The sequence below is a fragment of the Ligilactobacillus sp. RTP31139st1_D10_RTP31139_211217 genome (genome assembly GCF_040226755.1).
Taxonomy (GTDB): Bacteria; Bacillota; Bacilli; order Lactobacillales; family Lactobacillaceae; genus Ligilactobacillus; species Ligilactobacillus animalis.
In genome coordinates this window covers 1-24,852 of sequence record NZ_JBCOAR010000002.1, presented here as the reverse complement: position 1 = coordinate 24,852, position 24,852 = coordinate 1, and the positions used below count along the sequence as shown (strand labels likewise).

Annotated in this window: 26 protein-coding genes; 21 read left to right on the top strand and 5 right to left on the bottom strand. The window is 40.8% G+C overall.

Annotated features, from left to right (window positions below; translation table 11 throughout):
- Window positions 1-155: 155 nt before the first annotated feature.
- The 11 genes from rnz to dltD all read left to right on the top strand — a co-directional run bounded on the left by rnz (window position 156) and on the right by dltD (window position 10,548).
- Window positions 156-1,106, top strand: coding sequence for a ribonuclease Z (gene rnz, locus ABT996_RS01265; RefSeq protein ID WP_010688837.1), 951 nt, complete (start codon window positions 156-158; stop codon window positions 1,104-1,106).
- Window positions 1,106-1,915: an SDR family NAD(P)-dependent oxidoreductase gene (locus ABT996_RS01260; protein ID WP_035449046.1), complete on the top strand. Its 810-nt coding sequence runs from the start codon at window positions 1,106-1,108 to the stop codon at window positions 1,913-1,915. The genes rnz and ABT996_RS01260 overlap by 1 nt, the downstream gene beginning before the upstream one ends.
- Before the next feature lie 19 nt (window positions 1,916-1,934).
- Window positions 1,935-2,249: a LapA family protein gene (locus tag ABT996_RS01255; protein WP_010688841.1), complete on the top strand. Its 315-nt coding sequence runs from the start codon at window positions 1,935-1,937 to the stop codon at window positions 2,247-2,249.
- Window positions 2,250-2,270: 21 nt separating this feature from the next.
- A complete protein-coding gene (recJ, locus tag ABT996_RS01250; RefSeq protein ID WP_035449048.1) occupies window positions 2,271-4,577 on the top strand; it encodes a single-stranded-DNA-specific exonuclease RecJ in 2,307 nt (768 codons plus the stop codon).
- A 23-nt stretch (window positions 4,578-4,600) separates the two neighbouring features.
- On the top strand, window positions 4,601-5,119 hold the full coding sequence (locus tag ABT996_RS01245; RefSeq protein WP_029507309.1) for an adenine phosphoribosyltransferase: 519 nt from the start codon (window positions 4,601-4,603) through the stop codon (window positions 5,117-5,119).
- 158 nt (window positions 5,120-5,277) lie between these two features.
- Window positions 5,278-5,946 carry a potassium channel family protein gene (locus tag ABT996_RS01240; protein ID WP_004047340.1) on the top strand — a complete coding sequence of 223 codons (669 nt, stop codon included), beginning with the start codon at window positions 5,278-5,280 and terminating at the stop codon, window positions 5,944-5,946.
- A gap of 188 nt (window positions 5,947-6,134) precedes the next feature.
- Window positions 6,135-6,284 (top strand): teichoic acid D-Ala incorporation-associated protein DltX, encoded by a 150-nt coding sequence (locus tag ABT996_RS01235; protein WP_004047341.1) that lies wholly within the window; start codon window positions 6,135-6,137, stop codon window positions 6,282-6,284.
- Between the two features lie 11 nt (window positions 6,285-6,295).
- Window positions 6,296-7,828, top strand: a complete 1,533-nt coding sequence (dltA, locus tag ABT996_RS01230) for a D-alanine--poly(phosphoribitol) ligase subunit DltA (RefSeq protein WP_035449050.1) — start codon at window positions 6,296-6,298, stop codon at window positions 7,826-7,828.
- Window positions 7,828-9,024: a D-alanyl-lipoteichoic acid biosynthesis protein DltB gene (gene dltB, locus ABT996_RS01225; protein ID WP_010688847.1), complete on the top strand. Its 1,197-nt coding sequence runs from the start codon at window positions 7,828-7,830 to the stop codon at window positions 9,022-9,024. Before dltA ends, dltB begins: the two co-directional genes overlap by 1 nt.
- 22 nt (window positions 9,025-9,046) lie before the next feature.
- On the top strand, window positions 9,047-9,277 hold the full coding sequence (gene dltC / locus ABT996_RS01220) for a D-alanine--poly(phosphoribitol) ligase subunit DltC (RefSeq protein WP_004047344.1): 231 nt from the start codon (window positions 9,047-9,049) through the stop codon (window positions 9,275-9,277).
- Window positions 9,277-10,548, top strand: coding sequence for a D-alanyl-lipoteichoic acid biosynthesis protein DltD (gene dltD, locus ABT996_RS01215; protein ID WP_035449052.1), 1,272 nt, complete (start codon window positions 9,277-9,279; stop codon window positions 10,546-10,548). The genes dltC and dltD overlap by 1 nt, the downstream gene beginning before the upstream one ends.
- 44 nt (window positions 10,549-10,592) lie before the next feature.
- Here dltD and ABT996_RS01210 read toward each other — a convergent pair whose 3' ends face one another.
- Window positions 10,593-13,220: a YfhO family protein gene (locus ABT996_RS01210; protein ID WP_035449054.1), complete on the bottom strand. Its 2,628-nt coding sequence runs from the start codon at window positions 13,218-13,220 to the stop codon at window positions 10,593-10,595.
- A 225-nt stretch (window positions 13,221-13,445) separates the two neighbouring features.
- Between ABT996_RS01210 and ABT996_RS01205 the strand changes: the two genes are divergently transcribed.
- The 6 genes from ABT996_RS01205 to ABT996_RS01180 all read left to right on the top strand — a co-directional run bounded on the left by ABT996_RS01205 (window position 13,446) and on the right by ABT996_RS01180 (window position 18,341).
- Complete coding sequence (locus ABT996_RS01205; RefSeq protein WP_010688851.1) at window positions 13,446-15,509, top strand: peptidoglycan D,D-transpeptidase FtsI family protein; 2,064 nt, start codon at window positions 13,446-13,448, stop codon at window positions 15,507-15,509.
- 185 nt (window positions 15,510-15,694) lie between these two features.
- Window positions 15,695-15,844, top strand: a complete 150-nt coding sequence (rpmG, locus tag ABT996_RS01200; protein WP_004047352.1) for a 50S ribosomal protein L33 — start codon at window positions 15,695-15,697, stop codon at window positions 15,842-15,844.
- Window positions 15,845-15,966: 122 nt separating this feature from the next.
- A complete protein-coding gene (locus ABT996_RS01195) occupies window positions 15,967-16,641 on the top strand; it encodes a rhomboid family intramembrane serine protease (protein ID WP_010688853.1) in 675 nt (224 codons plus the stop codon).
- Between the two features lie 19 nt (window positions 16,642-16,660).
- The gene (locus ABT996_RS01190) at window positions 16,661-16,876 is read left to right on the top strand and encodes a YqgQ family protein (RefSeq protein WP_004047356.1); all 216 of its coding nucleotides are present in this window, start codon (window positions 16,661-16,663) and stop codon (window positions 16,874-16,876) included.
- A 20-nt stretch (window positions 16,877-16,896) separates the two neighbouring features.
- Complete coding sequence (locus ABT996_RS01185) at window positions 16,897-17,856, top strand: ROK family glucokinase (RefSeq protein ID WP_035449055.1); 960 nt, start codon at window positions 16,897-16,899, stop codon at window positions 17,854-17,856.
- A 65-nt stretch (window positions 17,857-17,921) separates the two neighbouring features.
- Window positions 17,922-18,341, top strand: coding sequence for a rhodanese-like domain-containing protein (locus ABT996_RS01180; protein WP_010688855.1), 420 nt, complete (start codon window positions 17,922-17,924; stop codon window positions 18,339-18,341).
- Window positions 18,342-18,490: 149 nt separating this feature from the next.
- Here the strand turns inward: ABT996_RS01180 and ABT996_RS01175 are convergent, their stop codons facing one another.
- The 3 genes from ABT996_RS01175 to ABT996_RS01165 form a co-directional block, all read right to left on the bottom strand.
- Window positions 18,491-19,297, bottom strand: coding sequence for an SPFH domain-containing protein (locus ABT996_RS01175; protein ID WP_035449058.1), 807 nt, complete (start codon window positions 19,295-19,297; stop codon window positions 18,491-18,493).
- A gap of 6 nt (window positions 19,298-19,303) precedes the next feature.
- Entirely contained in the window at window positions 19,304-19,660 is a 357-nt protein-coding gene (locus tag ABT996_RS01170; RefSeq protein WP_035449060.1) for an Arc family DNA-binding protein, read from the bottom strand.
- A gap of 113 nt (window positions 19,661-19,773) precedes the next feature.
- Window positions 19,774-19,950, bottom strand: a complete 177-nt coding sequence (locus ABT996_RS01165) for a DUF3042 family protein (protein ID WP_004047366.1) — start codon at window positions 19,948-19,950, stop codon at window positions 19,774-19,776.
- A 138-nt stretch (window positions 19,951-20,088) separates the two neighbouring features.
- Here ABT996_RS01165 and miaA point away from each other — a divergent pair, with 138 nt between their 5' ends.
- The 4 genes from miaA (at window position 20,089) to glnA (ending at window position 24,193) form a co-directional block, all read left to right on the top strand.
- A complete protein-coding gene (miaA, locus tag ABT996_RS01160) occupies window positions 20,089-21,015 on the top strand; it encodes a tRNA (adenosine(37)-N6)-dimethylallyltransferase MiaA (protein WP_035449062.1) in 927 nt (308 codons plus the stop codon).
- A gap of 13 nt (window positions 21,016-21,028) precedes the next feature.
- Window positions 21,029-22,297, top strand: coding sequence for a methionine gamma-lyase family protein (locus tag ABT996_RS01155; protein WP_035449064.1), 1,269 nt, complete (start codon window positions 21,029-21,031; stop codon window positions 22,295-22,297).
- 142 nt (window positions 22,298-22,439) lie between these two features.
- Window positions 22,440-22,826: a MerR family transcriptional regulator gene (locus ABT996_RS01150; protein WP_010688862.1), complete on the top strand. Its 387-nt coding sequence runs from the start codon at window positions 22,440-22,442 to the stop codon at window positions 22,824-22,826.
- 23 nt (window positions 22,827-22,849) lie between these two features.
- Window positions 22,850-24,193 (top strand): type I glutamate--ammonia ligase, encoded by a 1,344-nt coding sequence (gene glnA / locus ABT996_RS01145; RefSeq protein ID WP_010688865.1) that lies wholly within the window; start codon window positions 22,850-22,852, stop codon window positions 24,191-24,193.
- Between the two features lie 50 nt (window positions 24,194-24,243).
- Here glnA and ABT996_RS09495 read toward each other — a convergent pair whose 3' ends face one another.
- Window positions 24,244-24,639 carry a hypothetical protein gene (locus tag ABT996_RS09495; protein ID WP_010688867.1) on the bottom strand — a complete coding sequence of 132 codons (396 nt, stop codon included), beginning with the start codon at window positions 24,637-24,639 and terminating at the stop codon, window positions 24,244-24,246.
- Window positions 24,640-24,852: the final 213 nt, after the last annotated feature.

The window sequence follows — 24,852 nt, the reverse complement described above, 5'->3', positions numbered from 1 at the left end:
GTTCGATAAAAACAAAATTTTTATTCTAGCGATCATGCTCCTCTGAGGTTTTATATCAGGGCACTTTGTCTACTTGGGGAAATGATGATAGAATATAAAAGGAATAATATGCAAAACTACTTCGGCTTTGCCGATTAGAATAGGAATATCAATTGATGGAATTAGAATTTTTAGGTACAGGTGCGGGCTCACCTGCGAAATTTCGCAATGTATCATCGGTCGCCCTAAAACTGTTAGATGAGGAAAATGCGGTATGGTTATTTGATGTTGGTGAAGGCACGCAACATCAGATCTTACGCACGACGATCAGACCACGTAAGGTCGATAAGATCTTTATAACGCATTTGCATGGAGATCATATCTTTGGCCTACCTGGTTTTTTGAGCAGTCGTTCATTTCAAGGGGGCGAAGAATTAAGGCCACTGACGATCTATGGACCTAAAGGGATCGCTGATTTTGTGAGGATAAGTTTGAAAGTTTCGCAAACACATCTTTCATACCCACTGCGTTTTGTAGAGTTAGCAGACGAAGGTGTGATTTTTGAGAATGATAAGTTCAAAGTTTCATTTTGTCGGCTAGATCATCGGATCGAATGTGTGGGTTACCGGATCGAAGAAAAAGACCATCCTGGTGAACTGTTGATCGATAAATTACGGGCTGAACATGTTCCTTCTGGCCCGATCTATGGTCGGATCAAAGCCGGTGAAGTTGTGACTTTACCCGATGGACGTACGCTTGATGGTAAGGATTATATCGGCGAACCTCAAAAGGGCCGGATCATTACGATCTTAGGTGATACTAGACAAACCCCAGGGATCTTAGAATTAGCTCAAGGTGCAGATGTGTTGGTACACGAGAGTACATTTGGCAAAGGTGAAGCCAAACTAGCACGTAACTATTATCATTCGACGTGTATCCAAGCCGCTAAGATCGCAAATAAAGCTGGTGTCAAGCAATTACTATTGAATCACATTTCGGCACGTTATGTCGGACCTTTAGCAGCGCAACTCCAAAAAGATGCTGCAAGTATCTTTAGCAATGTCAAGGTGGTCAAGGATTTCGATGTGATCGATGTTCCATTCAAAAAGAAAGGTGAGAAAAGCTAATGACAGGATATAAGCATTTAAAAGACCTAACGAATCGAGTTGTTTTGATCACAGGAGCTTCTTCTGGTTTAGGCGAACAGGTCGCTTACCAAGTGGCTAAGCAAGGAGCGATCGTAGTTGGGTGTGCGCGACGCAAGGATAAGCTTGAAAAGGTGATGGCTGTCTGTCGGGCGATCTCGGGGAGATTAGCCTATGCTTACCAATTAGATGTCTCTCATCCACATCAGATCGAAAAAGTGATCGATGAAGTAGAGGCAAATGTCGGTCCGATCGATGTTTTGATCAATGATGCAGGATTTGGCTTCATGCGTCAAGCTTTGGACTTTAGAATGGATATCGCCGAAAGAATGTTTCGGGTCAATGTCTTAGGCTTGATGTATGTAACTAAATATACAGCTTTAAATATGGCTAAACGTAAACGAGGCATGATCATCAATGTGGCCTCGATCGGTGGAAAGATCGCAACTCCGAAATCATCGATCTATTCAGCTACAAAAGCAGCAGTGATCGCGTATTCCAATGCACTGCGTTTAGAATTGAAGCCTTTAGGGATCGCAGTCTTGACGGTCAATCCAGGTCCGATCAGAACAGCTTTCTTTGAGATCGCCGATGAAACAGGCGAGTATATTGATCGGGTCAAGAAAATGTCATTGAATCCTGAGATCGTTGCTGAAAAGATCGTTAAAGCGATAGGGACGCGTAAACGTGAGCTCAATTTGCCATATTATATGGAATTAGCGCATCATGGATATCAAATTTTTCCTTGGCTAGGTGATCATCTGGCCGGTGGGATCTTTAATAAAAAATAATAAAGGATAGGTAAGATCTATGAAAAAACAATGGAGTTTGATCGGAATTTTAGTTTTAGTCTTAGTGATCGTGATCTTTTCATGGTTAAATGTGCAACCTGTGACCGTTAATTTCGGCTTTTCTCAAGTTACGATGCCGTTAGTGGTGATCTTAGTGATCTCGTTACTTTTGGGGGTCATTTTAGCAGTTCTTTTCTCGATGACGACGATCTTGCAACAAAAACAGGAATTAAAACAGGTCAAGAGTAAATTAGAATCTAACCAAGCAATGCGCCGTGCAGATAAAAACATTAAACAAGAGATAAAGCAAGATACAAAAACAGAAGAAAAATAGTTAGATGTAGGGGGAAAAATATTGGTTTCAGCAAAATATCAATGGCAAGAAGAAAACCTGGCCCCAACTCCAGCTAGCCAAGCGATCGCAGAAGAATTTGGCTTGGCTACGATAGCGGCTGAGCTGTTAGTGAAGAAGGGATATACGACGATCGAGGAAGTTCGTACATTCCTTGAGCCATCAAGTACGAGTTTTCACGATCCATATTTATTATATGATATGCAAAAAACAGTTGATCGGATCCAAGAAGCGATCGTTTCGGGTGAGCATATCACGATTTATGGGGACTATGATGCCGACGGGCTGACTAGTACTGCGATCATGTATGAAACTTTGACACAACTAGGTGCCGATGTTGATTACTATATCCCTGATCGGTTCAAAGATGGCTATGGACCTAATAAAGCTGCCTATGAGCGGTTGATCGCTGATGGAACTGAATTGATCGTGACCGTTGATAACGGTGTCTCAGGGCATGAAGCGATAACTTTAGCAAATGAAAAAGGGGTTGATGTGATCGTCACTGACCACCATGAATTACCACAAACGCTACCACATGCTTATGCGGTGATCCATCCCCGTCATCCTAAGGGAAAATATCCATTTGGCGATCTTTCAGGAGCAGGAGTAGCTTTCAAAGTAGCGACCGCACTCTTAGATGAGATCCCCCAAGATCTTTTAGATCTAGCAACGATCGGAACAGTGGCCGATCTCGTTTCACTGACGGGAGAGAATCGTGCTTTGGTAAAATTTGGTTTGACAGCTTTGGAAAATACCTTGCGTCCTGGCTTGTTGGCCTTATATGAAGTTGCAGGTGTTGACCAACAAACGATCACGTCGGAAACGATCGGCTTTTTGTTAGGACCACGCTTAAATGCGATCGGACGAATGCAGCATGCACAAAGAGATGTTGAATTGCTGACAACATTAGATGATGAGTTAGCAACAGACCTAGCTAAAGAAGCTCAGAGCTTGAACATTCAAAGACAAAACATCGTTGAAGAGATCACGCAACAAGCATTGGACAAGCTTGAACAAGAACCAAAGCATTTAGTCAATGTTGTTGCCGGTCCTGATTGGCATGAAGGTGTCTTAGGGATCGTAGCGAGTCGGTTGGTCGAAAAAACAGGTCGACCAACTTTGGTGCTCAATATTTCAGATGAAGGCATTGCTAAGGGCTCGGGACGTTCGATCGAAGCCTTTCACCTGTTCAATGCTTTGGATGGCCATCGGGAACTGATGACAAGTTTTGGGGGCCATCACATGGCGTGTGGGTTATCACTTGAAGCTAGCAATTTGTCTCAACTTCAAACGATCTTAGATGAAGAGGCAAAAGCTCAAGACCTTGATCCAACGAAAAAACCTGTTTTGCAGGTGACTGCTAAGCTTAAGGCCAGTGAAGTTACACTGGACCTGATCGCTTCGTTAGATAAACTAGCGCCTTTTGGAACGGATAATGAAGTCCCAGTGTTTGAGATCACGGACTACCAAGTTGTACAAGCTAAGGCTCTAGGCAAGACAAATGATCATTTGCGTTTGGATCTAAATACGGGTATGACTCAATTGGCAGCCTTGGCTTTTGGAGTCGGTGATGAATTACCGGAATTATTAGCTCAGCCTAAGTCATTAAAATTTGTCGCCGCGGTCGATAAAAATGAATGGCGGGGTAACATTAGTCCACAATTACTGATCAAAGACTTAGACCAAGTGGCTAAGAAAAAGCCACAAGTTATCATTGAACGCAGCGAACGATTACAAAAAGAGCAGTTTTTGAGTCCAGCTGTTTATGGCTTTTTCAATGCGAACCTGGCTAAACGCTTTGCTGCTCATCTGCCCGCTGGTTCAAAATGTGTCGTTTTTGATCAAAATCTACCACAGTTGACCGTAGATGAAGTAGTTTTGGTCGATCTCCCCCAAAATCTTGCGCAATTGGAATTTGTTTTAGGTAAACTTGATTGTGCCAAAGTCCGGGCTATTTTGTACACCAAGGCTAAAAGTGCACCGTTGCCCGAGCGAACAGATTTTACCAAGGTGTATAAATATGTTTTCCAAGTAGGACATCTGAATTTAAAAACAGACCTTGATCAAGCTGCAACTCAAGTGGGACTAGAAAAATCTCAACTAGTTTTAGTCTTAAAGGTGTTTTTTGAGGCGGGATTTGTTACAATAAAGAATGGAATTTTAGTCGGTGTAAAAAATGCACGTCCACATCGATTAGAAGATACAAATAGTTATCGCACACATGGCCAGCAAATACAAGTCGAAGAGCTAGTTTTGACTAGTTCAGATGAAGCATTGACTGACTGGCTATTACAACGTTTAGGTTAGTGGCGAGAGAAGGAGTTAAGAAAATGGCTTTGGATTTAAATAATTATGTTGAAAGCATCCCTGACTATCCTGAAAAAGGGATCATCTTTCGCGATATTACGCCCTTAATGGCTGATGGTGAAGCCTATCGTCAAGCAACGGATCGGATCGTTCAATTTGCCAAAGATAAGGGTGTTGAAATGGTCGCTTGCCCTGAAGCACGTGGCTTTATCGTAGGGTGCCCAGTGGCTTATGAGTTAGGTGTTGGCTTTGCTCCCGCACGTAAGGCAGGCAAGTTACCACGAGAAACGGTCGAAGCAAAATACGATCTAGAATATGGTACTTCTGCACTTTATATGCACAAAGATGCGATCAAACCGGGACAAAAAGTGTTGATCGTTGACGATCTATTGGCAACTGGCGGAACGATCGGCGCTACGATCGACCTAGTTGAACAACTCGGTGGTGAAGTAGTTGGCTGTGCCTTTATCATCGAATTAAAGGATCTAAATGGACGCGAACGTATCAAAGATTATGATACACTTTGTTTAATGGAATACTAAAAAGCAAGCCTAGTCAGCTAAAAGTTGACTGGGCTTTTTAAATATAGTAATTGCTTAAGCTATCAGAGTTAGTTTAGATAGAATATGGAATTACTATGTTGACGGTAGTAAATAAAATCAAGAAAGGAAAAGCTATATTTTATATAGCAGAAAAACGCATGGAAAAACAAACATTTGCCGTGATCGGGCTCGGGCGTTTTGGCGGTAGTGTCTGTCAAACACTAGCTGATGCTGGACAAGAAGTTTTAGCGATCGACCATGATGAGGCTAGAGTCAATGACTATAAAGATATTGCGACCCAAGCAGTTGTGGCTGATGCCCAAGACGAAGATGTTTTACGTTCGTTGGGGATCAGAAACTTTGACCATGTCATCATTGCGATCGGTGAAGATATTCAAGCAAGTATTTTGGTAACTTTAATGGTCAAAGAACAAGGCGTCAAATATGTAACGGCTAAAGCTCAAAATGAAAATCACGCTAAAGTGTTAGAAAAATTAGGTGTTGATCGGGTCGTCCACCCCGAACGCGACATGGGAGTCCGGATCGGGCGGAGTTTGACCTCTAAAAATATGATCGATTACTTGGATCTGGATTCAAACTTTAAGATGGCTGAGATCTTGATCACTAATCCGCGCTTCTTTGGACGGTCATTAGCTGAATTGAATTTTCGCGATAAGTACAAGCTAAATGTGATCGCGATCGCTCATAGTAAGAGTGAGATGAATCTGCCAGCCGCAGATGACGTTTTGGGCTTACACGACAGTATCTTGGTGGCTGGGCCGAAAGATGCGATCGATCAATTTGAAGAATTGATGAATTCTAAGTAAACTTAAAATATTCTTAATTATTGGCCCTTGCTTTTTGGGGGGCATTGGTCTTTAATTACTTTAGGGCAAGTGCTTGACTGATCAAGCCTTGTGCGATTAGTCTTGTAATCTAATATAAGAGTATTGTAATATAAATTAGTTGAGGTAGATTTTACCTACGTATCAATATATAGATTAGGAGAAAAATATTGAAAGAAAAGTGGACAAAGTTTTTTAAAAATGAGTATGTCACATTTGCTTTAAAAACAGTTTTTTATTTTGCTGTTTTATTTGCACTGGTCTATCTCTATAGTTACAGTGGTGTAAATCAACCACACTTTATCTACAACGAATTTTAGGAGTGATTTGTTTGGCAGAAAATTTAATCAAAGCGATCGATCACTGGGGGATCGAAACGCCAACTAAAATTGCCTATGATTATTTAGGTAAGACCAATACGTATGCTGAGCTCAAGGCATATTCTGATGCTTTAGCTAGTTATTTGGTCGAATTAAACTTACCTAAAGGTGCACCTGTGATCGTTTTTGGTGGGCAGACATTTGAAATGATCGCTGCTTTTTTAGGTGCAGTCAAAGCAGGACATGCTTATATCCCTGTTGATGCTCATTCACCACTGGAACGGATCGAAGTTATAAATGAGATCGCTCGTCCAGCTGCTTGTATCGCAGTCGAAGAGTTGCCTTTAGAATTAGGGACATTACCCGTCGTTACACCAGCTAAGTTGGCAGAAATTTTTGCGACAAAGGCTACATATGAAGCCTCTGAAAACTATGTTGCTGGAGATGATAACTTCTATATCATCTTCACTTCTGGGACTACAGGGGTACCAAAGGGTGTTCAGATCAGCCACGATAATTTAGTCAGTTTCAACAATTGGATGCAAACGGATTTTGGTTTGGCTAAAGATGGCATCTGTTTATCACAACCACCATATTCCTTTGACCTCTCAGTGATGGATCTCTATCCAACTTTGACAGCAGGCCGGCAACTGACAGTCTTGCCTAAGGAAACAACGGATAACTTCAAGGAGTTATTTGCAGTTTTACCTAAATTGCATGTGAGTGAATGGGTCTCAACACCATCATTTATGGATATTTGCTTACTACAACCAACTTTTGATGCAAAAAATCTTCCTGAATTGACGCATTTCTTCTTCTGCGGGGAAGAATTAACGCACAAGACAGCTGCGACTTTAAAACAACGCTTTCCTGAAGCTAAGATCTATAATACTTATGGCCCAACTGAGGCGACTGTGGCTGTCAGTGCAGTTGAGATCACAGCTGAGATCTTGGAAAAATATCCACGGTTACCGATCGGCCAAGCTAAGGCAGATACCACTATCGTATTGATCGATGAAGAGGGCAAACCAGTTGAACAAGGGCAAAGTGGTGAGATCTTGATCGCAGGCCCAAGTGTTTCAAAGGGATATTTGAATAATCCAGAAAAAACGGCGCATGCGTTTGTTGAGTTTGACGGACGTCCTGCGTATAAAACCGGTGATCTGGGACAATATGATGAAGCCGGACAGTTGTTGTATAAGGGACGGATCGATTTTCAGATCAAGTTACACGGATTTAGGATCGAACTAGAAGATGTTGATCATCATTTAGATAAAGTGAGCTATGTTGCTCAAGCTACGACAGTCCCACGGTATGGTAAAGATCATAAAGTCAGTCAATTGATCGCTTATGTGGTCAAAGATGAGACTAAGACAGCAGATTTTGAGAGTGACTTCAAGCTGACCCAAGCGATCAAACAAGAACTCTTAGAAACGATGATGTCATATATGATGCCTCAAAAATTTATTTACGTCGATTCATTGCCGTTGACAGCTAACGGTAAGATCGATCGCAAATCTTTGATGAAAGAGGTTAATGACTAATGCTTAATATGCAACCGTACCAAGATCCGACCTATTTTGTATTACTGGCGATCGGTCTCTTGCCGATCATGGTAGGACTTTTATACGGTCGACGCTTTAGAGTTTATGAAACGATCATCTCGTTTCTATTTTTATTGCTGACCTTTGGGGGCGTAAAATGGGAACAAGGGGTCGCCTTGATCGGATATATTATTTTTGAACTTTTGCTGATCTATGGTTACCTTGCTTATCGAAAACGTAAAAATGCTTCTTGGATCTTCAATTTGACTGTTATTTTGTCGATCCTACCGCTAGTGATCGTTAAGCTAGCACCAGTCATGAATAATGGTCGTGAATCGATCATTGGCTTTTTAGGGATCAGTTATTTGACCTTTAAAGCTGTGGGGATGATCATGGAGATCAGAGATGGGATCATCAAAGAAGTTGGACTAAGTGAAGTTGTCCACTTCTTGCTCTTTTTCCCAACGATCTCATCTGGACCGATCGACCGCTACCGCAGATTTTTAGGTGATTATAAAAAGGTACCCGCACGTGATAAGTATTTAGCTTTATTAGATAAAGCCATGTGGTATATCTTTTTAGGCTTTGTCTACAAGTTTTTACTGGCATATCTATTTGGGGTCGTAATGTTACCTAAGATCTCTGCTTTGGCTTTAGCTCATGGTGGCTGGTCATGGTGGGTGATCGCGTATATGTATACCTACTCGATGGATCTGTTCTTTGACTTTGCAGGTTATAGTTTATTTGCGGTCGGGATCAGTTATATTATGGGGATCCAAACGCCGATGAACTTTAACAAACCATTTATTGCCAAGAATATCAAAGATTTCTGGAACAGATGGCATATGACTTTGTCGTTTTGGTTTAGAGATTACATCTACATGCGGTTAGTCTTCTTTATGATGAAGAAGAAATTGCTCAAGAGTCGTATTGCGATCGCCAATGTGGGTTATTTGACGCTCTTTTTGATCATGGGCTTTTGGCATGGAGTAACTTGGTATTACATCGTCTATGGTTTGTATCATGCAGTGGCGATCAATTTGTGTGATATGTGGTTACGCTTTAAAAAGCGCCACAAAGAGAAGATACCGCACAACAAATTTACGGAAGCTCTAGCTATCTTTATCACATTCAATGTAGTTTGCTTTAGCTTCTTGATTTTCTCAGGTTTTTTGAATACACTATTTTTTGCATAGATAATTTTTGGAGGTTTTAAACATGAAAGATACAGTATTGGACATTTTAGAAGATTTAACAGGTAGCGATGAAGTAAGAAACGATCTTGACATCGATATCTTTGAAACTGGTCTTTTAGACTCAATGGGAACAGTGCAAATGTTATTGGAATTACAAGCTCAATGTGGCGTTGACGTGCCAGTTTCTGAGTTTGAAAGAACTGAATGGAACACACCTAACAAAATTATCGCGAAAGTAGAAAGTATGCAGTAATGGACGTAAAAAAGAAGCTCTTTAAGATCTTCGGTCCGATCATTTTGGCGGCTGTCCTATTGACGCTTTTGTTGATCTCACCCTTTAATTTTCGTAAGATCAATGATAAGACAGTTGAGGTAGCTGCCTTGTCCCAGTCAAAGAATATTTTTAAAGGGACAGTGGTGAAGCAAAAAGCTCTGGAAGAAAATTATGTTCCATTTTTTGGTTCTTCGGAATTATCGCGAATGGACGCCTTTCATCCAGCTACCTTAGCTAGTCACTATGATCGCAGTTATCGCCCATTTTTACTTGGGGGACCAGGATCGACCTCGCTTTCTCAATTTTTTGGGATGCAAGGGATCAATCAACAGTTGAAAAATAAAAAAGCTGTGATGATCATCTCACCACAGTGGTTTGTGCCTAAGGGAACCGATCCCGGGGCCTTTGGTCTATATTATTCCAATCTTGAAGCTGTTACGTGGTTGCGTCAGGCACAAGACGATAAGATGGACCGTTTTGCGGCTAAGCGTCTATTGCAGATGCCATCAGTCCAAAATGATACGATCTTAAAACAAGCGATCCAAAAAGTTGCAGCTGGTCAAGAATTGTCTAGCTCGATGAAGACATATCTTGATTTGAAATACAACCAATTGCAACACGAAGATGAATTGTTTTCGACACTGGCTTTAAAGGATAATACGCAAAGGATCACTAGAGTTGCGAAAGTCTTACCCGATAAGTATGATTTTGAACAACTTGATGCGATCGCTTATAAACTAGGCCAAGAAAACACAACGAATAATCCGTTTGAGATCAGTAATAAGTTTTTTGATAAGAATTTGCGCAAAAAATACAAGAAGTTAAAGGGAAAGCAAAGCAAGTACAGCTATGTAAGATCGCCTGAGTTTGCTGATTTCCAATTAGTCTTGAATCAATTTGCCAAAAATAATACTGATGTGATCTTTGTGATCCCACCAGTAAACAAACATTGGTCAGATTATACTGGCTTATCACAAGAAATGTTGCAAGATTTTAACCAAAAGATCACTTATCAGTTGCGACAACAAGGTTTCAACAATATCGTTGACCTTTCTAAGGATGATGGTGAGCGCTATTTCATGCAAGATACGATCCACTTAGGTTGGCGTGGTTGGTTGAAGATGGATCAAGCAGTAGCTCCATTTTTAACTAAAGATCAACCAAAACCAAAATATCAGATCGATAATTACTTCTACAGTAAGTCTTGGCAACAGCTCGATGGTAAAGATCTAGATCAAGTAACAAAATAAAACGCATCTAATACGGCAACTTTTGCTGTATTAGATGCGTTTTTTTAAGCTTTATTTTCCCTTAGTCTTATTATGAAAACTAGCACTAGTGAAACTAAAGTCAATATTATTCCTAAATATAAGCCGGGTGGAGTAAAGGTCAAAGTCACTTGATGTTTACCTTGGCCGATATCAAAACCAACGAAGGTATCTTGGATCTTGTAGGTCTTGACTGCTTTACCATCGACCTTTGCCTGCCAGCCCTTGCTATAAGGGATCGTCGTCGCAAAGAGTTGGTTTGACTTAGTGATATCGATCGTGCCCGTTAATCTGTGAGCAGTAGCTTTTGCAAGCTGCCACGAACTCTTTTGGAGCTGGTTTAGTTTTTGTTCGACCAAGGATCTATCCATGCGGTAGAGGACGAAATTCTCCAACCAAAGACTGTTTTTCTTGAATTTAGCGGTAATAACGACTTCATCATCACTCCCAGATACAGTCGGATTTAAAACGATTGTATGTCTGAAGGTCTTATAGTAAGGATACTCTTTACTCCCTAAATACCAAGTAGCAGAATCGCCATCGAGACTAGCACCGAGTGTCAGGTAGTAAGGGTCATCAGTCTCAGGTGTGAATTTAAAGATAATCTGCGCGGGTTTAGCCAGATCGGTCTTTTTGAAAAAGGCACCCGTAAGGTTGATCTGCTTTTTAGTATTTTGAAAGACGACTTCATTAAAATTAGCAGCATAAAAATACTTAGTCGTATTAGCTGAGCCAGTCGCTGCATTTAGCCAATTCGTCTGATAGGTCAGTGGCTGATTATAGAGAACTTTGAGTTGCTTTAATTTTTTATCAGCACTATAACCAAGTCCGATCGCATAAGGATTTTGATAGATCCTAGTTTGATCAGTCTGGGCGCGTAGGGAATAAAGCTTGGTATCGGGACGATAACTGGTAACATTAAGGTCGACTTTATCTGAAGCTCTTAGATCAAGTTCGGCCTTATCTTTAGCTTGAAGGAGGTATTTCATATCGAGCAACGAATCGCTGATCAAAGTTCCATTATAGTAGCCCACATAGTTATCGCCATCGGGTTGACCTAATTGACCATAGAAATCAGGGATACTTTTTTCAAGGGCAGAACTAAAGTAAGAACCTGTTTTTAGATCATGAGCCAAGCCATCGTCTTTAGTCCGACCATAAAGCTGAGCCGTTCGATAAAAGCCAGTATCTAATTGGGCCAATTTCTTTTGATCTTGGGCGATGACTTTAGTTGGCCCAGCAAACTCAGCTTGAGTCAAATAGCTGATGTTATTGAGCGAATAAGCCGTATTAACTAACATTTCAAAGCATACCAAGAAAAAGATGACTAGCGGTGTTAGTCGTTGGTTGAGCGGTGTCTTTTTGACCGTCAAGACGAGTAAGAGCAAAACATTGAAGAGAGCTGTGAGTAATAAAACTTGTTCTGATACGTAGTCAAAACTCTTGGAATTAAAATAAACATAGCTCAAGCCAGCTGTAAAGATCCCCAAGCAGATCAAAGATTGGTGATTTTTAAGGCAAAATTGATTTTCTTTGAGAGCCAAGGCAGCCAAGAAGATCATCCAAAAACTAACGACAAAGGAAAAGCGGTAGGGATACCATACGGGAAATTGCATCCCGTGCCACAATAGGTCGAGTGGTTCAAAGCATAAAGAAAGCCAAAGAAAGGTGCTCACTAAAAAGGCAGCTAGCTTTGAACGCCAGTCGGTCTTTAAGCTGATAAAATATAGCAGTGCGCCGATCAAAGCGAGACTACCGACAAAAAGGTTCGGGAATCCTTCGGGCATTTGTTCAAAATTAAATGCGCCGATCACAAATTTTGAAAGCATCTTGAGGGGAGCATATTCAAAGTGTAATTGGAAATTTTTTTCGGTGTATTGTCCTTTACTAGCGACCAACGAATAATAAGTTGGAACAAGGACAAGGGCCGAGACGCCAACAGCTAAAAGAGAACGACTTATAAAAAGGTAAAGCTGTGACCAAAACTTTTTGAGACCCGCAAAGTATGCTGTTTGATACCAAGCAAAAAATAAAACTAAAAATAGACAGATCATGTAAGCCATATAATAGTTGATGATCATCATTGCAGCTAGCCATAAGACGTAGGCGAGACTGCGCTTTTTTTGTAAGAGACGATATAAAGCTGAGATGATCAACGGTAAAAAGATCGGTGCATCTAGCCAAAGCATATTCAGTTGGTTAGCGATCATCCAGCCCATCAAAGCATAGCTGGTAGCAAGTGCTGGGATCATCCACCCATTCAATTTGAGTTCGTTTTTGAGTAAACGCCCAAAGGTATAGCCAGCACATCCGTATTTTAGTAGTAAGATGAGTAGACATCCAGCTGTCAGATATTTGCCAGGAAAAAAGACAAATAAGAGATTAAATGGACTCAATAGGTAATAGGCAGCTTCACCTATCATCGGGCCCCCTAAGGCTTTTGAAAATGAGTAGAGTAGTTCACTCGGGGAATGCAGCAAGGTATGGCGAAAATAAGCAAAAAAGTCGACATATTGCTGCCCCAGGTCGACTGTCAACACACTGGAGCTACCAAAGGGATAAAAGCCACGGTAGATAAAATACCCAAGCATGAGCAATACTGGAGTCCAAAAGCTCAAAACAAGGGGATAATGTTTTTTGAGATATTCTTTCATATCTAGCGTGATCCTTTCAAATTTTTGAATATTATCAGCTTATAGGATACCACAACGAGAAAAGGATTTCGAATAGTGCTTGTTTTAACTGGTCTTTTAAAAAATTTAGTATTTAAACGTCTGTATATCGTATATAATATAAAGGTAGTATCTGAGGTACCGATTTTAGTTAATTTGTGCTAGGATAATTCGTAGTGTTAATAATATTAGTAGAGGAGAATTGTGGTGAGATTCTTAAGAAAAGCGAATGCGCAAAATAAGCAAAAGCGTTCGCAAATACCATTCAGATTAAATTTTCTCTTTTTGATCGTCTTTTTACTTTTTGCAGCCTTGATCGGACAATTAGCTTATCTGCAGATCATTCATGGTCCTAAGTTCGAGTCGGAAGCAACTAGTAGTGACAATCAAACTGAGACCAGAAATGTGCAACGGGGTACGATCTACGATTCAACGGGAAAATTATTAGTCGCCAATAATACTTCACGTGCGATCACGTATACTAAACCGCTGAGCGTGACTTCAAGTCAAATGTATAAAGTCGCTAACAATTTAGTTAATTATGTCAGTGTTGAAACTGATACTTTGACCGAGCGTAATAAGGTCGATTATTATTTAGCTGATCCTAAACACACTGAAGCGGTCAATAAGCATATTCCCAATGCCGATACGATGCAAGATAATGAAAAATTGACTAAGTTGCAGACCGATTACGTTAAAAAGCACAACTTAGTCAAAAAGATGTCAGAGAAACAAGAACAAGCAGCTGTGTTATATGCCAAGATGGTAGGTGCTTATGCTTTATCGACCATCTATCTTAAGACAAGTGATGTCAGTGATACCGAGATGGCTGAAGTCGGCGAGCACTTGTCCTTATTACCAGGTGTCAAGATCGGCACTAGTTGGGCACGCTCTTATCCTAATGGTGAATCAGTTAAGAGTGTCATTGGGACTGTGACGTCAGAAAAGCAGGGACTTCCTAGCGATCAGATCAATAAATTACTGGCTGAGGGTTATTCGCGTAATGATAGTGTGGGTTCAAGTTATATCGAATCTCAATACGAAAATGCGCTCAAGGGAACAAAAGAGGTCATTAATGTTCAAACGCAAAATAATGAGATCATCAAAGAAGTCAAACAATATGGCGGTAGTCCCGGGGATAATCTGCAATTGACGATCAATGCGGATTTTCAAAATCAAGTCCAAAAGATCGTTGAGGATAATGTGAAAAATGCCGCTGGTAGCAATCCGTATATTCCAGGAGGCTATGCCGTTGTAATGAATCCTAAGACTGGTGGGATCTATGCTTTAGCTGGGGTCAGTCGTGACCTTTCCACGGGTGAAGTGAAAGAAAATGCACTGGGAACGATCAATCAGACTTTTGTAATGGGGTCTGTTGTCAAAGGGGCGATGGTCATGGGAGCTTTGAACGATGGTGTTATCACCCCGACCAACAATACTTTACTCGAAGAACCGATCAAGTTAGCTGGTACTGCGGCTAAGACATCTTGGTTCAACAAGACAGGGGCAGCTAACATGAGTCTTACCGCGGCCGATGCCTTACAGGTCTCATCTAACACGTACATGATGAAATTGGCAATGTTAGAAGGGGGCTTTAAATATACTTCGGGTGCAGCGCTCAATTTACCGACCTCGATCTTTGATAAATTGCGTCAAAACTTTAAACAATACGGTCTAGGTGTCAAAACTGGGATCGATATTCCAGGCGAAGCTAGTGGGTTTGAAGGGGCTGCCGATCAGTCACATATCGGTAATGCGTTAGACTTATCGTTTGGTAACTATGATGCGTATACTCCGATCCAATTAGCGCAATATGCTTCAACGATCGCTAATGGGGGCTATCGTTTGCAGCCACACATCCTAAAGTCGATCCGCAAGACGAATAGGGATGGTTCGTTAGGTCCTGTAAAATACGAAATGCAACCAAATGTTTTGAATGTCGTTGATGGTACAAAAGATCAATGGGATGTTGTTAAAACAGGTCTTTGGCGCGTGGTCCATGGTTCTAATACTTATCGGACTGGGGGCTCTATGGCTTCGGTAAAACCTGAGATCGCAGCTAAGACAGGGACAGCACAAACATTTTATAACAATACCGAGACTGAGACTTTAAGTGCGATCAGTTATGCACCAGCTAACGATCCCCAAGTCGTAGTTGTAGTTGCTTTCCCTAATATTACCGACTCCAACAGTAAGATCAATACTGAGACTGTCAAACAGATCTATGAAGCTTACTGGAAAACAGTTCAATCCAGTGATGGTTTTAAATAAATGATTTTTGATCGACTTTAAACAGGTAACAGGCGTGTTTAAAGTCGATTTTTTTGCTGTCAAGGAATTTTCCTTAACAAATAGCTAAAAAATACTGGTAATCGACGGCAAAAGATGATATGATATTAAACGTTGAAGATGCCAAGTGCATTTTTAGGAACTGATATGTATGGGAGGTTTAGAACATGCGTGTAAATATTACATTAGAATGTACAGAATGTCATGAACAAACATATTTGACAAACAAAAACAAGCGTAATAACCCAGATCGTCTTGAACTTAAGAAGTACTGCCCACGCGATCACAAGGTTACTTTACATCGTGAAACAAAATAACAACAGGTTTAAAACCCTGTTGTTTTTTTTTGAAAGTTTGATGAACCGGTTGCATAAAGGCAAGACCTCAGCTGTGGTTTGTGCTAAAATAGGATAAACCAGACCAAATTGGGGGACCAGTTATGAACAGCTTTCACAAAAAGCCGATCGTTACTTACGGACTGATTGCTGTCAATCTTTTAGTTTTTATTGGAATGACTCTAAGTGGCGGGACTCAAAATGCAGTCAACTTGATCGCATGGGGGGCTAAATACAACCCTTTGATCATTCAAGGTGAGCTTTGGCGCTTGTTCACGCCGATGTTTATTCATATCGGATTAGAGCATTTAGCCTTAAATCTATTGACATTGTATTTTCTGGGAGTACAGCTGGAACAGCTATTCGGCAAGTGGCGTTTTTTAGCCTTATATTTAATAAGTGGCGTGGGAGGCAACATCTTGAGTTTTGCACTCTCAAACAACATTTCAGCGGGGGCAAGTACTTCGCTGTTTGGGCTTTTTGGCGCCTATTTGATGCTAGGAGAATCATTTAGACAGAACCAGTATATCAGAATGATCTCACGGCAATTTTTAGTTTTGATCGTACTTAACCTTGGATTTGATCTCTTTGCAGGAGGTATCGATATTTGGGGGCACTTAGGTGGACTCTTGGCCGGCTTTTTGGCTTCTTATGCAGTCGGTGTGCCTAATGTAGGAGCTATTCCAAGGATGAAACGGATCGTTAGTGTTGTTGCTCTAGTAGTTGTATATGGATTATTGTTGCAGACCGGTTTCAATCACTGGCAATATCCAGTATAATTTTGAGGGAGAGGTTTTCATGAAGACGTTATATGATGTTCAACAGCTTTTGAAGCATTTTGGGATCTTTGTTTATGTCGGCAAAAGGCTTTGGGATATCGAATTGATGGCGATCGAGCTGGACAATTTATATAAAGCTGATGCGATCGATAAACAAGTCTTTTTGAGTGCCAAATTAGTCTTGACGCGGGAACACCGCATTGAGGAGCAATACGAAGCAGCTAAGGATATTTAGATTTGAGGAGACATATTAGTATGGACAAGAAACTTATCGGCGTTGACCTTGGTGGGACAACGATCAAATTTGCAATTTTAACAGCAGATGGTGAGATCCAACAAAAATGGAGTATTGAAACTAACATTTTGGATGAAGGTTCACATATCGTACCTGATATCATTGGATCGATCAACCATCACTTGAATTTATATGAAATGACACCAGACCAATTTATCGGTATTGGGATGGGGACACCAGGGACCGTTGATCGGGCTGCTGGCACGGTCGTAGGTGCTTACAACTTGAACTGGAAGACAGTTCAAAATGTTAAAGCTGAGATCGAAAAAGGCACAGGGATCAAGTTTGCGCTTGACAACGATGCTAACGTTGCTGCTTTAGGTGAACGTTGGAAAGGTGCGGGTGAAAATGCTGCTAACGTTGCATTTATCACTTTAGGTACCGGTGTTGGTGGCGGTTTGATCGCTGATGGCAACTTATTGCATGGTTTAGGTGCAGCGGGTGAAGTTGGTCATATCAACGTTCAACCTGATGGCTACCTTTGCACATGTGGTAACAAAGGTTGTTTAGAAACATATGCTTCAGCTACTGGTGTTGTACGCGTAGCACGTGATATGGCTGAAGAATTTGCTGGCGATTCTGAATTGAAGCGTGCTTTAGATAACGGTGAAGAGATCAGCTCCAAGATGGTCTTTGATCTAGCTAAACAAGATGATATCTTGGCTAAACGTGTTGTTGATCGTGTTTGTTATTACTTAGGGTTAGCAAGTGCTAATATCAGTAGCATTTTGCATCCAGAATATGTTGTTATCGGTGGCGGTGTTTCTGCTGCAGGGGACTTCTTATTGGATCAAGTTGAAGCTTACTTCAAGCAATTTGCATTCCCAACGATCCGCAATACGACAAAACTAAAATTAGCACAATTGGGTAACTCTGCTGGGGTTATCGGGGCTGCTTCTTTAGCTTTGGAATTTAAATAAACGTATTGATCAATTAAACAGTCTCGCTTTTGGGTGAGACTGTTTTAGTCTAGGAGGTTTTTTTTATGAATTTTGTATTGGGTGAAATTTCAGCATGGCTTTGGATCGACCTTGTTTTGGTCATTATCTTATTATGGATGCTTGGGACACAACTATATTGGTGGTACCGGGGCAAGAAAGTTGCTCATATCGTTGAAAGCGATGAGTTCAAACAAGGCCTACGTAAAGGACAAGTGATCGATCTACGCGATAGTGCAGAGTTTGGACGCTCACATATTTTAGGGGCAAGAAATATGCCATTTGCACAATTCAAACTCTATGAAAATGCCTTGCGCAAAGATGCGCCAGTTTATCTTTATGATACGACTAAAGCGATGCCGATCCGGATCGCAGCTCGTTTGAAAAAAGAAGGCTTTAACGACATCTACATTTTAAAGGGTGGTTACTCTAAATGGGATGGCAAAAAGAAAACTAAAAAAATCTAGTAGGTATGGGTGATGGCGATAAGGTTATCACCCATATTTTTGTAAAAAAGCTGTGAGGTAGGATCTATTAGGCTTTAAAATATCAAAAACAGCTATGATGCGTAATTTTGCATCATAGCTGTTTGTCGTGCTGCCCGACATTGAGGGCATTATTGATCTAACATTTTTTTGATAACAGGTACTTGTCCTAGTTCGGTAATATCTTCTTTGGAAAGTACGACTAGATTAGTATCTGATTCGGCAAGGTTGGTAAAAGCCGTGATACTTTGATCTTTGAAGTAATTATCATCAACGTTTTTTAAAGCTTCTTGGATCTTGGTGATCCGGTAACTTTCAGCGTCAGCCCGTGTTTTAGTCGCTTGGGCTTGGGCTTGTGCAGTTTCGACTAAGGCTTTATTTTTAGCGTCGGTCGTTAATTTGATGTTGCGTGCTTCCCCTTCGGCTCGAGCGATCGCAGCTACCCGTTCACGGTCGGCGGTCAACTGTTTGTCCATGGCTTTTTGGATCTCTTTAGAAGGGGTCAATTCATCGATATTGACCCGATCGACATTGATCCCATAGATATTTGTCAAATCTCCGATCGCATGTGCAAGTTCAGCATTGATCTTAGAGGTCGAACCTAACGCAGCGTTTAGATCCATCCGTCCGATGATATCACGTAGATGCCCCCGAACTAGTTGAGCCATGGATTCTACAGAGTCAGAGTTCTCATAAGTGTATTTTTTAGCATCAGTAACGTGATAGTTCAAAGTGACGCTTGCCTCGATCTCAGCATTATCTTGCGTGATGACAGAATATTTTTGTAAACGCAGTGGATGCATAGCTAATTCGACTGTCCGGATCTTTTGAAAGATAGGGACGTAGAATTGTAAGCCAGCATCGACTGAACGTGAATATTTACCTAAGGTCTCAACGAGTCCCTTACAGTTTTGTCGAACGATCTTGATCCCAAACATAATAGTTCACTCCTCTTTATTATTAAGTGGTCGTAAAGTTAAGATATTCCCCACCGCTTCGATGATGATATAATCGTGACCGAGTTTTAAGGGTTGGTTACTTTCGATCAAGTAGCGATAATAGATGCCATCGACTTTAACTAGACCATCGAGTTCATCAAATTGCCTAGCCGAAACGCGTTTGCCTAAAAACATTCGTTTCTCTAAGGCCTCAGAACTAGTGGGCTTAGTTAAAGATTCATCAACGATCGATTGCAATGTTGCATTGACACTTTTATTTTCTTCTTTAGCCTTCTTACTTAGTTTTTCTTTTAATGAAGCTGGCAACCGAAATAAGAAGGTCGTCATTTCATCTTTGTCCATAAGCATCCTCACTTAAAAATATTTTAGCATTACGATATCATTATGATATCGCTAGGGAACGATAAAGTAAATAAAAATACCCACTCTAGAAAATGGAGTGGGTAGCTTATCTATTATCCTTGATGGGAAGAACGGCGCTTGCGCAATGCACGACGACGATGTTGATCCAACACAGCTTCGCGTTCTTCAATCGGTTCAACTACAGTCTTCTTGAATGCGTAAACACAACCTGCAACTGCACTAAAAGCAGTTAACGTGCCAACTAAGAAGCCTTTACCAAATGTCTTCATAGGGGAATTCCTCCTTTTTGAATTACTACTCCTATTATGAATGATTAGCCAAAAAATATCCAGTATTTAACTCTTTTGGCTAAAAAATATGATAGTATTAATCATGTGAATAAATTAGTCTTGTAGAAAGGAAAGATAATGGCACAAAAGCTACTATTGATCGTGGGACCAACTGCAGTGGGGAAAACGGCATTAGCTGTTGAATTAGCCCAAAAATTCAATGGTGAGGTCATCTCAGGAGATTCGATGCAGATCTACCGTGGACTGGATATTGGGACGGCTAAGGTGACTCCCGCCGAAATGCAGGGCATCAAGCATTATATGCTTGATATAAATGAGATCGATCAGCGCTTTTCTGTAGCGGATTTTATTGCGCATTGTAAACAAGATGCCCAAATGATCGCTAAGGAAGATAAACTGCCGATCTTAGCTGGGGGAACTGGTTTTTATCTTCATGCGTTATTAAATGATTTTAAGCTGGGGCAAGATAGTTATGATCAAGCTGAGACTAAACGCAACAAATGGCATGCTTTTGCAGCTGAATATGGGCAAAAAAAATTATGGGAAAAATTAGCTCAGATCGACCCTAAGGCAGCTGCAAAGATCCCATTTCAAAATGAACAACGGGTCGTGCGGGCTTTAGAGGTCTATGAAAAAACTGGGAATTTATTTTCTAGTCAGGCTGATCAAGAAAGTTCAGCTTACGATGCCTTGATCATCGGTTTGACGACGGAGCGGGCTTTATTGTACGAACGGATCAATCAACGGGTCGATCTGATGTTAGAACAGGGCTTGTTGGAAGAAGCTCGTTTTCTCTATGAGCAAGGTGGGGCTGAATTGCCTCCAGGAAAAGGGATCGGATATAAGGAATTTTATCCATATTTTGAGGATAAGAGCACGCTTGAAGAGGCTGTTTTGGCAGTCAAACAAAATTCACGACGCTATGCCAAACGTCAATTGACATGGTTTCGCAATAAAATGGATGTTAATTGGTTTGATATCGTACAACATCCAGCACAAAAAGAAAAAATTATTGAGTTGGTTACGGACTGGCTCGCAAAATAATGGAGGATTTTCAATGTTAAATTCATGGAAACAAAACTTACCAGAGGATCTGATCGCAAAGGTGGCGAAAGTTGATGAAAAGATCAGCGGTCACTTACAAAAGATCGATGAACAAGTGCTCTACAATCAACAACGCTTGTTAAGTTTATTTAGAAAACACCGGGTCGCTGAAGAAGATCTAGTTGGTTCAACAGGGTATGGCTTTGATGATATGGGACGTGAAAAACTTGAAGCGATCTTTGCTGACTACTTTAAAGTCGATGACGCTTTAGTTCGTCCGCAACTTATCTCAGGAACACATGCGATCGCAACTGCTTTTTACGGTGTTTTACGTCCTAAAGATACGCTTTATTATATGACAGGGATGCCATATGATACGATCCAACAAGTTATCGGTGTTGTGGGCGATAATCCAAAAACGCTCAAAGAATATGATATCAATTTTGACTACACTCCATTAAATGAACAAGGCAAAGTCGACTATGATGCAGTCAAAGAAAAATTACAAAATGATAAGTCGATCAAGATGGTCGCGATCCAACGCTCACGTGGTTATGCGACCCGCGATAGTTTCGTTGTTGATGAAGTTAAAGAAATGATCGAATTTGTAAAACAATATGCCCCCAATGCAGTGATCTTCATCGATAATTGTTACGGTGAATTTTCCGAAACAACAGAACCATCATTTTATGGAGCAGATCTGATGGCGGGTTCATTATTCAAAAATGCTGGTGCGGGGATCGCTAAAGGCGGTGCCTTTATCGTTGGGCGTAAAGATTTAGTGGCTCAAGCAGCGGCGCAACTTTATGCTCCTGGTTTAGGTAAGGCTGAAGGTCCAACTTGGGGCTATCTACGTGATTTCTATCAAGGTGTCTTTATGGCACCACATACAACAGGTGAAGCGATCAAGGGTGCGATCTATACGGCTGCTTTGTTAGAAGAACTTGGAATGGAAGTTTCGCCTAAATGGGATGCACCGCGAACAGATCTCGTTCAAACGGTCACATTTGGTAAGCCAGAACCAATGATCAAGTTCTGTGCTGCGATCCAGCATAATTCACCGATGAATGCTTTTGTTGATCCAGTGCCAAGTTATATGGATGGCTATGAAGATCAAGTTATTATGGCTTCCGGGAGCTTCACAGAAGGTTCAACGATCGAACTTTCCTCTGACGGTCCTTTGCGTGAGCCATACTGTCTCTATATTCAAGGTGGTCTATCTTATGCGCATGTTAAATTAGCCGTCACGGAAGCCGCCAAAGAAGCATTTTATAAGGATTAGTCAGTCAAAAGTCGGGTCTATACTCGGCTTTTTTTACTAAAAAAATAAATATTTATTATTCTATGTTATAAAATGTAACATAAGTGGTTGACAATGCAATTTAGAGTTGCTATGATAATGGAGTGATCTAAAGGAGGATGTTATGAAGGAAAAAGAGTTACGCCGCTCATTGGCTGTTTTGCCGATCGGGACGGTCATGAAACTTACCGATCTAACTGCACGACAGATCCGCTATTATGAGGAACAGGGATTGGTCATACCTGAACGAAATGAAGGCAATCGTCGGATGTATTCGTTGAATAATATTGATAAATTATTAGAAGTCAAAGATTATTTAGCTGAGGGTATCAATATGGCAGGGATCAAGCAGATCTATGCCGAACGCGCCCAAGAAGAGGCAAAACGCCAAGCTAAACGTGAAAAATCGTTGACGGATGCTGATGTTAGACGGATCTTACATGATGAATTCGTGACTGTCAGCGGTTTGAGTAAACAAAATCAATTTTCTTTCCGAAATAACGGTCTCTAATCAAATTACAAGGAGCAATCAGTATGGCAAAACCTAACTACACCAAAGATGAAATTCGTAAAATGGCAAAAGATGAGCATGTGCAATTTTTGCGCTTAATGTTCACTGATCTCTACGGTACGATCAAAAACGTAGAAGTTCCGATCAGCCAACTTGATAAAGTGTTAGATAATAAGATGATGTTTGATGGTTCTTCGATCGATGGCTTTGTGCGGATCGAAGAAAGCGATATGTGGCTTTACCCAGATCTCTCGACATGGTTGATCTTTCCGTGGGGAAGTGAACACGGAAAAGTTGCGCGTTTGATCTGTGAAGTTTACAATGCTGATCGGACACCATTCTATGGAGATCCAAGAAATAATTTGATCCGTATTTTGGATGAAATGAAAGAATTAGGTTTTACTGACTTCAACATTGGACCTGAACCAGAATTTTTCTTATTCAAACTAGATCCTGAAACAGGTAAGCCAACCACACATTTAAATGACAAGGGAAGTTATTTTGACCTTGCCCCTGTCGACTTGGGTGAAAATTGTCGACGTGATATCGTGTTGGAATTAGAAAAGATGGGCTTTGATGTTGAAGCTTCACACCACGAAGTTGCTCCTGGTCAACATGAAGTTGATTTTAAATACGCAGATGCACTACATGCCTGTGATAATATCCAAACATTCAAACTGGTTGTTAAAACTGTAGCTAGAAAATATGGACTACATGCAACATTTATGCCAAAACCACTTGATCGGATCAATGGGTCAGGGATGCACTTGAATATGTCACTTTTCAATGAAAAGGGTAATGTTTTCTTTGATGAAAATGCTGAAGAACAACTTTCACAAGAAGCTCGTTACTTCTTAGGGGGCTTGATCAAACATGCGCGTAACTATACAGCGGTCATGAATCCAACGGTCAACTCTTATAAGCGTTTAGTTCCAGGTTACGAAGCTCCAGTTTACGTAGCTTGGTCTGGCCATAACCGTTCACCATTGATCCGTGTACCGATCGCTCGTGGTTTGTCCACACGGGTCGAATTGCGTAGTGTTGATCCATCCGCTAATCCATATCTTGCGGTAGCTGCTGTCTTAGCCGCTGGGTTAGATGGTTTGAAGAATAAGATCGAACCACCAAAACCAGTTGACCGCAATATCTATGTTATGGGTGAAGAAGAGCGCAAAGCTAATGGGATCGAGGATCTACCATCGACCTTGCATAATGCGCTAAAAGCTTTGCGGACTGATGAAGTGATCATCAATGCGATGGGCCCTCATCTATACAACAACTTTGTTGAAGCTAAACGTTTAGAGTGGGAAGCATATCGCCAAGAAGTATCCCAATGGGAACGCGATCAATACTTAGAACTCTATTAATTATGAAACATTAGTTAAAAAACCTGTCATTTTTACGACAGGTTTTTTTGCTATTTACTGATAAGAACTGGGTGGTGAAGGGTGATATCTTTAACAGAAAAACGTTCTAAACCGAGATGAACGATATCTTTGGTAAAGACGACACGGGTCTGCTTATCTGATATCTTAAGTGTCACAGCGTCGAAACGATTTTTGATCGAATCAAGTTTGCCACTGAGTGTTTCAGTCGAGCCATCTTTTAGGGCTAAAGTGAGGGTAGCTGTTTTTTGAGAGCGGATCGCTTGTTGTAAGAAAAGGGCAAGTTGTTTTGGTGGGATACTTGCAAAATCTGTTGTACGTGGAGTGGGCGTTGTTTGTTCGAGTTCGAAGAATAATTGTGCTTTAGTATGGAGATTTTTAGTCAATTTGCTCAAATTTTCAGGGCTGAAGAATTTTTTAAGTGTCATGGTAAACACCCTCCTAGAACATTTGTTTGATATTTATATTATATGAACATCCGTTCGATAAATCAAGAGAAAGTTTGGATAAAAATATATTGATGTAAATCAGAGGAGTGGTTAACTGTTACCAAAAACATAGAATAATGTGTTATAACAAACCATGGAAAGAAGTAAAAATGTGGGTGGTTATTATGACAATGTTAAAACCGAAAGAAATGG